We start from the raw sequence: 12934 nt of genomic DNA, 5'->3' as shown, positions 1-12934 counted from the left end.
AGCCGGGACCCAGATTCATCCTGAGAGTCTGGGATGCTCGCGCCATGGCGCCTCTGCTGGTCCACGACCGCTCGTGGGTTCGATCTGGGCCCCGGCTTTCGCCGGGGAGGCGGGGAAGGGGAAGCGCCTTGGCTAGCCCGCCTCGCAAACGCCCCTCGAAGCTCCGCGACAACCTGGTCTACGCCGCCGTGTGGGCGGCCTGTTTCGCGCCGATCGCCTGGCTGGCCTGGAAGGGTTACGCGGGCGAGCTGGGCGCCAACCCGATCGAGAAGCTGATCCGCCAGCTGGGCGTCTGGGGCCTGCGGCTGTTGCTGGTCGGCCTGGCGATCACGCCGGCGGCCAAGATCCTGAAGATGCCGCGCCTCGTGCGCTTCCGGCGAACGATCGGCCTGTTCGCCTTCAGCTACGTCGTGCTGCACCTGTTCAGCTATATCGGCGTCGACCTGTTCTTCGATTTCAAGCAGCTGTGGAAGGACATCCTCAAGCGGCCCTTCATCACCCTGGGCATGCTGGGCTTCGTCCTGCTGATCCCGCTGGCGGTGACCTCGACCAACGGCTGGGTCATCCGCATGGGGCGCGCGGCGTGGAGCCGGCTGCACCGGCTGATCTACGTGATCGTCCCTCTGGGGGTCGTCCACTACTATCTGCTGGTCAAGGCCGACCACCGGCCGCCGCTGATCTACGGCGCGGTGTTCATCGTCCTGATGGGCTGGCGGGCTTGGGATGCGTGGGCTAGCCGCCCAGGATCGCCGGCTGGAACAGCCCGGCCGGCGAGGCCGTGAAGATCTCGTAGCCGTCCTCGGTCACGCCGATGGAGTGCTCGCACTGGGCCGACAGCGACTTGTCGCGGGTCACCGCCGTCCAGCCGTCGTTCAGCACCTTCACCGCCGGCTTGCCCAGGTTCACCATCGGCTCGACGGTGAAGAACATGCCCGGCTTCAGCACCGCGCCCTGACCGGGGCGGCCGAAGTGCAGAATGTTGGGGGCGTCGTGGAACACCTTGCCCAGGCCATGGCCGCAGAAGTCGCGCACCACCGAGCAGCGCTGGCCTTCGACATAGGACTGGATGGCGTGGCCGATGTCGCCGAGCGTGGCGCCGGGCTTCACCGCGTCCAGGCCGCGCTTCATGCCCTCGTAGGTGATCTCGACCAGGCGGCGGGCGCGCGGGCCGACTTCACCGACGCCGTACATGCGCGAGGTGTCGCCGTGCCAGCCGTCGACGATAACGGTGACGTCGATATTGACGATGTCGCCCTCGCGCATCGCCCAGTCGCCCGGAATGCCGTGGCAGACCACGTGGTTGCGCGAGATGCAGACCGTCTTGGGATAGCCGCGATAATAGAGGCAGGCGGGCAGGGCGCCGTGGTCCAGGATGAACTCGCGGGCCAGACGGTCCAGCTCGTCGGACGAGACGCCCGGCTGAACGTGCGGGATCAGCATGTCCAGGCACTCGGCGGCCAGCTTGCCGGCCTTGCGCATGCCCTCGAAGTCCTCGGCCTTGTGGATCTTGATCTGGCCCGTACGGGTCTCGGCTTCGATCTCGAGGGTGTTGTCCAAGGTCATGCTCTACTCGGCGGTCGCCGCCGCGGCGCGGCGATCTCAGGCGGAAGGGGCGTATCTCGCGATCCTAGCACGGATTTCAACCCCTGACCGCTTTTCGGCGCGCCTCTCTATGGGGTTATCCGTCGCACGACGCCCTCGCCGGGGCGGATTTCCTTGAGGAAGGTCGCGTCCAGCGAGGTCGGCCGGTCGCGCCGCACGTGGCAGACGCCCTTGTAGCGGGTGACCCGCCCGGTGGGCTTTTCGGTGACGTCGGCGGTGAACGTCACGTCCCAGTTGCCGGGCGGGCCCACCTGTATGGGGTTCATGTCGTTCGAGGTGATGCCCGCGACCTTCACCAGGCCGAAACGCTCCTCCAGCTCGCCGGTGCAGGCCTTGAACGCGAAGATCGCTCGCAGGCCCAGCATCATGCCGCCCTCAGGCTTGCTGGGATCCGTGCGCCCACAGCCGGACAAGACCAGCGCCAGTGCGGTCAGCGCCAGGACGGTCCTTCTCATGCGATCCCCTCATCCGCGAGCCGGGCGAATGGGTAACCGAAGGCGCGACGATTGCAGCTTAAATCGCTGTTAGGTGAGCGTTGGTCCACAGGATGCGGCGATCGATCCGAACCGTCTCCGTGCTCATCGCACAGGCATAGACGAGCACCTCCACCCCCGCCCGGGCCGCCGCGTCCAGGCCAGCGGCGAACTTCGGGTCCAGGTCGGCGCAGGCGCTGAAGGTCTCGCAGTCCTCGCGCTGGACGACGAACAGCACGACGGCGCGGTGGCCGAGCGCCACCTGGGCGGCGAGGTCGCCGAGATGCCGGGTCGAGCGCTCGGCCTTGCAGTCGGGGAATTCGGCCAGGCCCGGGGCGCGGCTGAAGTGACAGTTCTTGACCTCCAGCCAGCAGGGCGGGCGGTCGGGATGGCTCAGCAGGAAGTCGACGCGGCTGGCCTCGGCGTACTTCACCTCCGGCCGGATGGTCTGGTAGCCGGCCAGTTCGGGGATCGCGTCCTGGGCCAGGGCCTCGGCCACCAGCCGGTTGGGCAGCAGGGTGTTGATACCGACGAGGGCGTTGCCCTGCTCGACGCACTGCAGGGTCCAGGGCAGCTTGCGCTTGGGATCGTCCGACCACGACACCCAGGCGCCCTGGCCGGGATCCTTGACGCCCAGCATGGCGCCGGGGTTGGGGCAGTGGGCGGTGATCTCGCGCCCGTCGTCCAGCACCAGGTCGGCGAAGAAGCGCTTGTAGCGGCTGACCAGCCGGCCGTGGATCAGCGGTTGCGGGAGCAGCATACGGGGCCTAAGTCGGAGGTGAAGACCGAAGCGACATAAGGGATCCAGCGGATGACGACCACCCAAAGTGGGACCGGCGAGCGCGTCACGGCCGCCGTGATGATCATCGGCGACGAGATCCTGTCGGGCCGGACCCAGGATGTGAACCTGTCGGCCATCGCCAAGTACCTGGCGACCTACGGCGTCGACCTGTGCGAAGCGCGCGTGGTGCCCGACATCGAGGAAGAGATCGTCGACGCGGTCAATGCGCTGCGGACCCGCTACGACTACGTCATCACCACCGGCGGCATCGGGCCGACCCACGACGACATCACCGCCGACTCGATCGCCAAGGCCTTCGGCGTCACCGCGCCGGAGCATCCCGAGATCATGGCCATGCTGCGCGAGCGCTGGGGCGAGCCGAACGCCGCCCGCCGCCGCATGGCCCACGTGCCGGAAGGCGGCAGCCTGGTGAAGAACCCGGTGCAGGGCCCCCCGGCTTCCAGAAGGACAACGTCTTCGTCCTGGCGGGCGTGCCGGCGATCATGCGCGGCATGCTGGAGGACGTCGGTCCCCGCCTGCGCACCGGCGCGGTGGTGTTGAGCAAGACTGTCCGCGTCACGGGCACGGGCGAGGGCACGATCGCCGCGCCGCTGGAAGCGGTGGCCAAGGTCCATCCGGACATGTCGCTGGGCAGCTATCCGTTCTTCAGCCCACCGGACGTCTACGGCGCCAACCTGGTGCTGCGCGGCCGCGACGCCGCCGAGCTGGACGCGGCCGTCGGCGAGCTGATCTCGGCCCTGGCCGAGGCGGGGGCCGCCAATATCGAGCTGCTGGCGGATCCGGTTTAGATTGGCTTCCCGCTTTAGAAGCGTTTCAGATCATCGCTTTCCTGGGCCCTGTGCCCAGGACCCATCGCCGGCCAGGCTGGGCCTTGCAGGGTGAAAGCCGCCAGCATGGGCGCGTTCGACGTCTAGTCTAGCCAGCGGAAACCTGGGCCCTAGGCACAAGGCCTAGGGAGGCAATACGGGTTTAGCTGAACCCTATTCTTCGCCCGCCACCGCGCGCGCCAGGTCGACCAGGTGCTTGCGCATGCCGGTCGACTGGATGGTCGTGAACGCGCGGGCCAGGTCGGGGGCGCCGGGCAGCGACCAGAAGTCGGCCATCTCGTTGGCCAGGTCGGCGGCGGTGGAGTCCTCGCCTTCCGGATCGTCCAGGCCCTCGAAGAAGAAGCCGATCGGCGTCTTCAGGAACATGGCCGTGGCGTGCAGCTTGCTGGCGCTGATGCGGTTGCTGCCGCCCTCGTACTTCTGCACCTGCTGAAAGGTCAGGCCCAGGGCGTCGGCCAGGGCTTGTTGGGAATAGCCCAGATCCTTGCGGCGCATGCGCAGGCGGCGACCCACGTGGATGTCGACGGGATCAGGGGTCTTGTCTTCGGCCATGGTCAGATACTCGAACGCAGCGGGTGGGGAGGTAGCTCATCGAGCCGCCGCGCGAGAACGGTGTTCGCCCTGCGCGACGCGGCGTGATCCTGGCGGGAGTCGATGCGCCGAGAAACGTTTATTCCTGCGCGGAATGTCTATTCCCGAATGACGGGAAGTCCGGCGACGCCTACCGTCAAGGGTGGATCGCGGCGTCGGTTCGGATGGTAGGGACGGTGGGACTCGAACCCACACGGATTGCTCCAACGGATTTTAAGTCCGGCGCGTCTACCGATTCCGCCACGTCCCCATGCGGCTGACGTAGGCGTTTCCGGGCGGGGTCACAAGGCCGCGATCTCGAAGGTCCAGGATCCCGGGCCGACGCGATAGACGGCGTGGCCGTCGCGGGGGCCGCGCCAGAGGGCGCCCGGCGGCGGATGGGCCAGGCGGCGTCCGCCGTTCGGCAGCCAGATCTCCGCCTCGCAGGCCCCCGGGACGCCGACCGTCAGCGTGACGCCGCCATCGGCCCGTCGGACCCAGCGCGAACTGGCTTCGCCGCGCGGCGTCCGCTGGGAAGCGCCGGCGCTTCCCAGACCGTTCGGCATGACCGGCCGCACGCGCAGGCGGGCATAGCCCGGCGCCGCTGGCCGAAGACCCGCCAGGCCTTCGTAGAACCAGCTGCTGATCGAGGCGAAGTAGTGATGGTTCCATGACCGCGAGCCCAGGCCCCAGCCCTCGGGCATGCTGCGGATGTCGTTCTTCAGCCAGAAGCCCCAACTGGGCTCGTCGGTGCGGGTGACGACCTTCCAGGCCGTCTCGCCGTGGCCGTGGTCGCTGAGCAGCAGGGGCAGATAGCGCAGGGCGTAGACCCCGACGTCCAGCCTGTGACCCTTGGCGGCGATGTCGGCGGCCAGGCCGTCGATCACCGCTTGCGCCTGGCCGTCCGGAACCAGGCCCAAGGCCACGGGCAGCACGTTCATGGTCTGGCAGTACGGCGCGGGCTTGCCGCCCTCGGGCGGAGCGACATAGCGGCGACCGGCCCCGTCCCAGTAGCGGGCGTTGTAGGCGGCGCGGACCTTGGCGGCCAGCGCGGCCTGGCCCGTCGCCTTCAGCATGTGGAAGACATAGGCGGTCGAGGTCGCGTCGACCGGGCCGGTCGGCCCGGCGGCGGCGTATTCGCCGAGGCCGTGATCGTAGCGATAGTCGGGCGCCTGCAGGAACCGGGCGGTGTAATCGGCCAGGCGTCTTTGCAGGGCGCGGACCGGCTCGGCGGCGCGCGCGCCGAACCGCAGGGCCAGTTCCTCGGGCAGGACGAAGGCGGCGACGTCCCAGGCCGGGGTGGGGCCCCAGACGTAGTTCCAGCCCGGTGTGTTCTCGAACCCGTAATAGGGCGTCGAGGGGACGATCTCGGGCAGCTCGCCGCTGGCCGCCTGGGCGTCGACGAAGTCGCCCAGCCACTTCTCCCAGGTGCGGACGACGTCGAAGTTCACGGCGGCGGCGGCCGACGAAGCCTGGGCGTCGCCGGTCCAGCCGTTCTTCTCGAGGCTGGGCGTGTCGGTCTGGGCCGCGTGCAGATTGTTCAGCAGGCCCTGGCGCGCGGCGTCATGGATGGTGTTGACCAACGGGTCGGCGCACTCGAACCGGCCGATCCTGGCGACGTTCGAGTGGATCTCGACCGCCGTGATCGTGTCGAGGGACGGCGTCCCGTCCAGGCCGGTGACCTGCACGTAGCGAAAGCCGCCATAGCCGAAGGCCGGGCGCCAGGTCTCGCGGCCCCGGCCCGCCAGGGTGTAGCGCCAGGTCATCAGCTGGGCGTCGATCAGGCCGCTGGCGACCTGGATCCCGCCGTCCTTGCGCGGCTTCTCGGCCAGGACCATCGAGACGGTGCGGCCGGCGGTACCGGTGACCGACAGCTCGGGAACGCCGGTGCGGATGCGGCCGAAGTCGAACACCCAGACGCCGGAGCGGACTTCCTTGACCGAGATCGCCGCATGCCTTGCGACCGGCGCGATCGGTTCGTGGATGGCGGCGACCAGGCGGCCCGCCGGACCCTTGGCCACGACGGCCGCATCCCAGGCGTGGTCGTCGAAGCCGGGCTCGCGCCAGCCCGTGGGCTCGCGCCGGGCGTCGCGGCGTTCGCCGGCGTAGATCGAGTCCCACAGGCAGGGCCCGTCGGCGGCGCGCCAGGTGCCGTCGGTGGTCAGCGCCTGGGTCGACCCATCGGCCAGGATGATTTCCAGCCGCGCCTTCAGCACCGGCTCGGCGGTCCAGGGGGCCTTGTGGAAGTACCACTCGTTGGGTTCGGTGATCCCGTACCAGCCGCGCGCCAGCTCGGCGGTCAGGACGTTGTCGCCGGCCTTCAGCAGGACGGTGACGTCGTGGGTCTGGTAGAGCACGCGCTTGTCGTAGGCTGTCCAGCCCGTAGCGAGGGCGCTCTGGCCGACGGGCGCGCCGTTTAGGCTGACTGTCGCGAAGCCGCCGGCGGCGACATGGAGGCGGGCGCGAACGATGTCGCCCTTCACCGCGAAGGCGCGGCGCAGCAGGGGCGCGGGATGGGCCAGGGGGACGACCAGGTCCTTGCCGGGCACGCCCGAGGCTAGGAACAGGCCGTCCTGGCCGACGTCGCCGCCGGTCAGGGGATTGTCGCCGTCCTCGAAGCGGCTCTCGAAGCCGGGGCGATCGGGCGCCCGCAGCGTCACGGCGTGGATGACGGCGGCCTCGGCCTCGGGAGCCAGGAAGCCGATCGTGCCTTCGGCCTGCGTGGCGTCGTCCAGCGCCCCGATCAGGACGCCGTCCAGGCTGAAGCGCAGCGCGGTCCCGCGCGCCTCGATGGTCAGCCTGCGACGCTGGCCCTTCAGGTCCGCCGCCAGCGGCCAGACCTGCAGGCGCTTCAGCTTGACCTGCGGGCTCGCGCCGCCGGGATATTGCCGGACCTGCAACATCAGGGACGGGACGTCGTCCACCATGCCGACCCGCAGGGTGTAGGCCTCGCCATAGGTCTTGCCCTCGGGGCGGGCCCGGAACAGGACGTCGAAGAACCGGCCCTTCAGCGTGAAGTCGACCGCCAGGGTCAGATCGGCCCAGCCGCGCGGCGGCGCGAGGTGGCGGCCGATCCAGGCGGCCTCGCCCCAGTCCCGCGGCGCCAGCAAACCCATCTCGAAGCCGGCCGGCGCGCTCCAGGCGCCGGGGCGGCCATCGCCGTCCCAAAGCCGCACGCGCCAGACCCGCCGGGCGCGTGCGGGCAGGGGAGGACCGGCATAGACGGCCTCGACCGCCGTTGCGTCGGCGACCTTGCCGCTGTCCCAGGTCAGGCGCCCGGCCAGCAGATCGGCCTCGGAGGCTGCGACCTGCACCCGCCAGGCGCTCTGCCGCGCGACGGGCGGGGTCCAGGCCAGGCGCGGACGGGCCGCCTCCAGCCCGATCGGCCCGGCGGCGTGCTCGCTGGTCAGCCGTTCCGGCGCAGTGAGGGCTGTCGCCGCGCGGGCCGAGCCGGCCGTCAGGCACGCCGCCAGGGCCGCCGCTCCGGAAAGAGCGTCACGCCGGGTGGGACCGGTCATGGCGGGATCAGTTCGCGGCGGGTGCGGGCGTCGCCGTCGCGGCCGGGGCCGGCACCTTGGCCAGGGCCTCGCCCAGCGTCTTCAGCCCTTCCTCGTCGAGATTGGCTTGCGGGAAGGTCGCCAGCTGGCGCGGGGTGAAGTTCTTGATCACTTGGGCGATGTTGGCCTGTTCCTCGGGCGAGGCCTCGGGCTGGCCGGCCGCCTCGCCGCGCTTGCGGAAGAATGCGCCGAAGACGTCGCGGGCGTTGGGATCGGCGAAGATGTCGGCGATCTTGGTGTCCAGCGTGTAGTAGGGCTGGGCCGGCGCGGCCTGCTGGGCCTGGACTTGGGCCTGGGCCATGCCCAACGGCGCCGCGCAAAGGGTGGCCGCCATCAGCACGCGCGTCATCATACGCTTCATCATCACACTCCCCGTTCCCGCCGCTTTCGCCGCTACTGGCCGCGTGGGTTATCGTCGTTCACGTTATGCAACTGCATAATGAAAGTCGAGAGGGATCAGCGAACCAGGATCGCCGAAAGCGCCTCGGCGTGCTGCTCGATCACCTCAGGGTCGGACGGATCCAGGCCCCAGACCTGCCGCACCTCGGGCGCCAGGGTGTAGAACAGCTGGGCCGCGCCGACGAAGATGTAGACGCTGGCCGCCACCGACACCTTGGGCAGGATGCCCTCGCGCTGACACAGCAGGATGAAGCTCTCGGCGGCCTTGCGGGCCTCGACGATGAATTCCTCGGCGGCCCAGCGGAAACGCTCGCTGTCGCGCACGCTCTCCTGGACCATCAGGCGTGCGTGCTCAGGATGACGAGCCGAGTACAGCACCACCGAGCGGATCACCGCCTTGGCGAAGTCGCGATACGACTGATAGGCCGGATCGTCCGGAGCAGGCAGCTGCAGCTCCCGCGCCTGGCGCTGGAACAGGAAGGTCACGGCCGAGCGCCAAAGGGCGTCCTTGTTGTCGAAGTGATACTTGATCAGCGCGTGATGGACGCCGGCCTTGGCGGCGATCTCGCGCGTCGAGGCCCCCTCGAATCCTTGTTCGGAGAAGATCTCCAAGGCCGCCTGGAGGATGCTGGCCTGGGTGGCGGCCTTCTGACGCGCGCGGAGGTTCAAATGGGGATCCCTTTAGAAAAGGCCGGATTCGTCGAAGAGGCCGGGGCCGAAGCGCGTGAGACTAGCAACAGTCGCGCCGGAAAGGAAATTGGTTCACCAATCGGTGAATCAGTCTCGACATTTCATTATGCAACTGCATAACGTAACCATTGGGACGGGCCGACAGAGCCTGAAGGAAACGCCGATGCTCGATTTGAGCCGAACCGCAAGACGTCTTTCGCCAGTCGTGGCCGCCGCCCTGTGCCTGGCTGCTTGCCGCGCGCAGGGCCAGACCGCCGCGTCGACGGCGCCGCTGACGCCGGTCGAGGCGACGGTCACCGGCGGGACGCTGCGCGGCTATGTCGAGGACGGGGTGCGGATCTTCAAGGGCGCGCCCTATGCGCAGGCGCCCGTCGGTGATCTGCGCTGGCGGCCGCCGCAACCGGCCAAGCCCTGGACCGGCGTGCGCGACGCCCAGGTCTTCGGGCCCGACTGCATGCAGAACCGCGTGGGCTGGGACGACACCCAGACCAAGCTGCCGGTCAGCGAGGACTGCCTGACCCTGAACGTCTGGGCGCCCGCCGATGCCAAGCGCGCGCCGGTCATGGTCTGGATCCACGGCGGCGGCTACGTGATGGGCTCGGGCAGCCAGTCGGTGTTCGACGGTGCGGCCCTGGCCCGGCGCGGCGTCGTGGTGGTGACCTTCAACTATCGCCTGGGCCGCTTCGGCTTCTTCGCCCATCCGGCCCTCGACGCCGAGCATCCCGACGAGCCCAAGGCCAATTACGGCTACATGGACCAGATCGCGGCGTTGGCCTGGGTGAAGGCCAATATCGCGGCGCTGGGCGGAGACCCCAACCGGGTGACGATCTTCGGCCAGTCGGCCGGCGGTGGTTCGGTGACCCAGCTGATGCTGATCCCGCAGGCGCGCGGCCTGTTCCAGCAGGCCATCGCCCAGTCGGGCGGCGGCCGCGACGTCTGGCCCCTGCTGGCCGCCGACCGGCCGGGCAAGGTCTCGGCCGAGGCCATCGGCGTCGCCTTCGCCGACAAGGCCGGGCTGAAGAACGCCACGGCCGCCGATCTGCGCGCGCTGCCGGCCGCCAAGCTGCTGGGCAAGCTGGACCTGCTGAACATGGAGGAGGCGACCTTCTCCGGCCCGGTGGTCGACGGCCGCCTGGTGACGGGCTCGGCGGTCGAGGGCTTCGCGGCCGGGCGCCAGGCTAAGGTTCCGCTGCTGATCGGGGCCAACAGCGACGAGCTGGGCATCATCCCCGGCTTTCTGAAGGGCATGTTCGCCGGCAAGACCATCGCCCAGCTGGGTCTGCCCGAGGACCGGCTGCTGGCGATCTATGGAGGCAAGGGCGCGCTGAACAACGACCTGCCCAGCGACGCCACCTTCGTCGAGCCGGCCCACGCCCTGGCCGGGCTGGCGGCCAAGGGCGGCCAGCCGGTGTGGACCTACAGCTTTGGCTATGTGCTCGAGGCCAAGCGCAAGGACTGGCGCGGAACGCCGCACTCCGGCGATCTGGGCTTCGCGTTCGACACCCTGGGCAAGCTAAAGGACGCGCCGACCGCCGCCGACCAGGCCGCGGCCAAGCGCTGGGCCGACGCCTGGGCCGCCTTCGCCAGGACCGGCGATCCGGGCTGGGCCCGCTACGATCCGGCGAGCGACCAGCGGATGACCGTGACCAACGACGGCGCGGCCCTGGCGGCGACGCCCGACCGCATCCGCGCCCTGGGAGCCCTGCGGGACGCCCAGGCGCGCTGAGATATCGAACAACAACAAAGGGAGGGGATCCGATGAAGCAGTTGAAGACGGTATTGGCGCTGGGGGCCTCGATCGGCGCCCTGTCGGCCGGACAGGCCCTGGCGCAGGAGACCAAGGCCCAGGACACCAAGGCTGGCGAGGCGATGATGATCACCGAGGTGGTCGTCACCGCCCAGAAGCGCGAGGAGAAGCTGCAGGAGGTGCCGGTCGCGGTCAGCGTGGTCGGCGAGGCCGACCTGCAGCGGCGCAACATCGGCAACATCGACCAGCTGAAACTGGTCGTGCCCAGCTTCGAGGCCACTTCATTCGGCGTGTCGGTGCGCGGCGTCGGCACCTCGACCTTCTCGACCTCGATCGAGCCGACGGTGTCGACCGTGCTGGACGGCGTGGTGCTGGGCCGGCCCGAGATGGCGCTGGGCAGCTTCTACGACGTGGCCCGGGTCGAGATCCTGCGCGGGCCGCAAGGCATGCTGTTCGGCAAGAACGCCTCGGCGGGTCTGGTCAGCATCACCACCAACGCGCCAAAGATCGGCCGCCTGGAGGCGATCACCAACATCAACGCCGGCCAGGACGGCTACAACAAGTCCGACGTCACGGTGAACCTGCCGCTGGGCGACAAGGCCGCCCTGCGCGTCGGGGCGTTCGTCAACGAGCTGGACGGCGTGCTGACCAACAAGAAGGACGGCCGACGGTTCAACGGCAACGACGAGTGGGGAACGCGGGCCAAGCTGCTGTGGCGGCCCTCGGACACGGTCGAGGTCCTGATCACCGCCGACTATGCCAAGCAGGATCAGTCGATCACCTGGTCGCCGTACAAGCTGAACCCGACGGGCGTCATGGGTCTGACCCTGGCGGCCTGCGGGGTGAAGGCCTCGCCCGACAACGCCGACCTCTGTATCGACGGGGCCCAGTACAAGAACCGCGAGAACTACGGCTTCTCGGCCCAGGTCGACTGGAGCCTACCGGGCGGCCTGACCCTGACCTCGATCAGCGCCGGACGGCGTGACTTCGACTTCAGCAACGGCGACTCCGACAGTCTGCCGGTCAATATCCTCAACAACAACATCTCCAACCAGGACCTGCGCCAGGTCAGCCAGGAGCTACGCCTGGCCTCGCCGACGGGCGGCAAGCTGGAGTACGTGGCGGGTCTCTACTACTACCGCCAGAAGACCAACCAGGTGACCGACCAGACCGGCACGTTCGGCGTTTCACCTGTTCCGATCATCAACTCGACGATCAACAGCCTGGTGGACACCGAGAGCTACGCGGTGTTCGGCCAGGCCAGCTACCAGCTGACCGACAAGCTGGCCCTGATCGGCGGCGCCCGCCTGACCCGCGACAAGGTCAGCCTGGACTTCCGCCAGTTCACCCGGCCGGGCTTCTTCGGGATCAACCCGACGGTGACCTTCGACGACACCGCCAATCACACCAATTTTTCGTGGAAGGTCGGCGTCCAGTACCAGCTGGCGCAGCGGACCATGGGCTATGCGACGGTGTCGCGCGGCTACAAGGGGCCGGGCTTCAACCAGACGGGGGTTTCCAACGCCACGACCAGCCAGGCGGTCGGTCCCGAGATCCCGACCAGCTACGAGCTGGGCGTCAAGACCACCCTGCTGGGCGGCCTGGCGATGCTGAACCTGGCGGCCTTCTCGACCAAGTTCGAGGACTACCAGGCCCAGACTGTCGACTTCACCCTGACCCCGCCGGCCTTCCGGACGATCAACGCCGGCGAGCTGAAGACCAAGGGGATCGAGGGCGACCTGACGGCCGTCCTGGCGCCGGGCCTGCTAGTCACCGCTTCGGCGGCCTATATCGACGCCCAGTACGGGACCTTCGCGCCGATCTCGTGCGACCCGGTGACGACGCCCTCGGGCTGCGTGCTGATCGCGCCGGGGCTGTACGGCTTCAACGCCTCGGGCAAGGCGCTGAGCGGCGTGTCGAAGTGGAAGACCAGCCTGGCGGCGGTCTACGAGCGCTCGATTGGCCACGGCCTGCAGGTCAACGCCTCGGCCGACTACGGCTGGCGCGACGGCTACAACGCCTCGGCCACGGGCGATCCCAACACCGCGATCAAGAGCTACGGCATCCTGGGCGGGACGGTCGGCATCGGCGCCGAGAACGACCGCTGGCGCCTGGCCGTGTGGGGCAAGAACCTCACCGACAAACGCTTCCCCAGCGCCCTGTTCACCACCCCGTTCGGCGGCAAGGGCGACTACAGCCAGGTCCTGACTGGCGACGCCTTCCGGCGCTACGGCGTGACCCTGAACCTGCGCTACTGACCAGATCGC

At 69.1% G+C, this 12934-nt stretch carries 10 protein-coding genes, 1 tRNA gene and 1 pseudogene; 4 read left to right on the top strand and 8 right to left on the bottom strand.

What is annotated here, in order from left to right; all coding sequences use genetic code 11:
- Nucleotides 1-44: 44 nt before the first annotated feature.
- Nucleotides 45-782, top strand: coding sequence for a protein-methionine-sulfoxide reductase heme-binding subunit MsrQ (msrQ, locus tag MZV50_RS19635; protein ID WP_252630958.1), 738 nt, complete (start codon nt 45-47; stop codon nt 780-782).
- Here the strand turns inward: msrQ and map are convergent.
- The 3 genes from map to sfsA all read right to left on the bottom strand — a co-directional run bounded on the left by map (nt 733) and on the right by sfsA (nt 2835).
- Nucleotides 733-1563, bottom strand: a complete 831-nt coding sequence (gene map / locus MZV50_RS19630) for a type I methionyl aminopeptidase (RefSeq protein WP_252630957.1) — start codon at nt 1561-1563, stop codon at nt 733-735. The two genes, msrQ and map, sit on opposite strands and share 50 nt — an antisense overlap.
- 107 nt (nt 1564-1670) lie before the next feature.
- Entirely contained in the window at nt 1671-2057 is a 387-nt protein-coding gene (locus MZV50_RS19625; protein WP_252630956.1) for a hypothetical protein, read from the bottom strand.
- A gap of 58 nt (nt 2058-2115) precedes the next feature.
- Entirely contained in the window at nt 2116-2835 is a 720-nt protein-coding gene (sfsA, locus tag MZV50_RS19620) for a DNA/RNA nuclease SfsA (protein ID WP_252630955.1), read from the bottom strand.
- Between the two features lie 51 nt (nt 2836-2886).
- On the opposite strand from sfsA, the pseudogene MZV50_RS19615 reads away from it, so the two are divergent.
- A pseudogene (locus MZV50_RS19615) lies at nt 2887-3665 on the top strand (competence/damage-inducible protein A).
- A 192-nt stretch (nt 3666-3857) separates the two neighbouring features.
- Here the strand turns inward: MZV50_RS19615 and MZV50_RS19610 are convergent.
- The 5 genes from MZV50_RS19610 to MZV50_RS19590 all read right to left on the bottom strand — a co-directional run bounded on the left by MZV50_RS19610 (nt 3858) and on the right by MZV50_RS19590 (nt 8899).
- Complete coding sequence (locus tag MZV50_RS19610) at nt 3858-4256, bottom strand: helix-turn-helix domain-containing protein (RefSeq protein ID WP_252630954.1); 399 nt, start codon at nt 4254-4256, stop codon at nt 3858-3860.
- Between the two features lie 204 nt (nt 4257-4460).
- A tRNA-Leu gene (locus MZV50_RS19605) sits at nt 4461-4545 on the bottom strand.
- A gap of 31 nt (nt 4546-4576) precedes the next feature.
- Nucleotides 4577-7792 (bottom strand): alpha-L-rhamnosidase, encoded by a 3216-nt coding sequence (locus tag MZV50_RS19600; protein WP_252630953.1) that lies wholly within the window; start codon nt 7790-7792, stop codon nt 4577-4579.
- A 7-nt stretch (nt 7793-7799) separates the two neighbouring features.
- Nucleotides 7800-8192, bottom strand: a complete 393-nt coding sequence (locus tag MZV50_RS19595) for a hypothetical protein (RefSeq protein ID WP_252630952.1) — start codon at nt 8190-8192, stop codon at nt 7800-7802.
- Nucleotides 8193-8287: 95 nt separating this feature from the next.
- A complete protein-coding gene (locus MZV50_RS19590; RefSeq protein WP_252630951.1) occupies nt 8288-8899 on the bottom strand; it encodes a TetR/AcrR family transcriptional regulator in 612 nt (203 codons plus the stop codon).
- A 184-nt stretch (nt 8900-9083) separates the two neighbouring features.
- On the opposite strand from MZV50_RS19590, the gene MZV50_RS19585 reads away from it, so the two are divergent.
- Together MZV50_RS19585 and MZV50_RS19580 are read left to right on the top strand one after the other, a co-directional pair.
- Nucleotides 9084-10646 (top strand): carboxylesterase/lipase family protein, encoded by a 1563-nt coding sequence (locus MZV50_RS19585; RefSeq protein ID WP_252630950.1) that lies wholly within the window; start codon nt 9084-9086, stop codon nt 10644-10646.
- Between the two features lie 32 nt (nt 10647-10678).
- Complete coding sequence (locus MZV50_RS19580) at nt 10679-12925, top strand: TonB-dependent receptor (RefSeq protein ID WP_252630949.1); 2247 nt, start codon at nt 10679-10681, stop codon at nt 12923-12925.
- Nucleotides 12926-12934: the final 9 nt, after the last annotated feature.

The organism is Caulobacter segnis (assembly GCF_023935105.1).
Taxonomy (GTDB): domain Bacteria; phylum Pseudomonadota; class Alphaproteobacteria; order Caulobacterales; family Caulobacteraceae; genus Caulobacter; species Caulobacter segnis_B.
Note: the sequence above shows the minus strand (reverse complement) of the source record. Positions and strands in the feature narration are given on the sequence as shown.

Bases quoted from the DNA above. Each gene is read 5' to 3' on its own strand.
- msrQ (WP_252630958.1), top strand. From the start codon at position 45: ATGGCGCCTCTGCTGGTCCACGACCGCTCGTGGGTTCGATCTGGGCCC.
- map (WP_252630957.1), bottom strand. From the start codon at position 1,563: ATGACCTTGGACAACACCCTCGAGATCGAAGCCGAGACCCGTACGGGC.
- MZV50_RS19625 (WP_252630956.1), bottom strand. From the start codon at position 2,057: ATGAGAAGGACCGTCCTGGCGCTGACCGCACTGGCGCTGGTCTTGTCC.
- sfsA (WP_252630955.1), bottom strand. From the start codon at position 2,835: ATGCTGCTCCCGCAACCGCTGATCCACGGCCGGCTGGTCAGCCGCTAC.
- MZV50_RS19610 (WP_252630954.1), bottom strand. From the start codon at position 4,256: ATGGCCGAAGACAAGACCCCTGATCCCGTCGACATCCACGTGGGTCGC.
- MZV50_RS19600 (WP_252630953.1), bottom strand. From the start codon at position 7,792: ATGACCGGTCCCACCCGGCGTGACGCTCTTTCCGGAGCGGCGGCCCTG.
- MZV50_RS19595 (WP_252630952.1), bottom strand. From the start codon at position 8,192: ATGAAGCGTATGATGACGCGCGTGCTGATGGCGGCCACCCTTTGCGCG.
- MZV50_RS19585 (WP_252630950.1), top strand. From the start codon at position 9,084: ATGCTCGATTTGAGCCGAACCGCAAGACGTCTTTCGCCAGTCGTGGCC.
- MZV50_RS19580 (WP_252630949.1), top strand. From the start codon at position 10,679: ATGAAGCAGTTGAAGACGGTATTGGCGCTGGGGGCCTCGATCGGCGCC.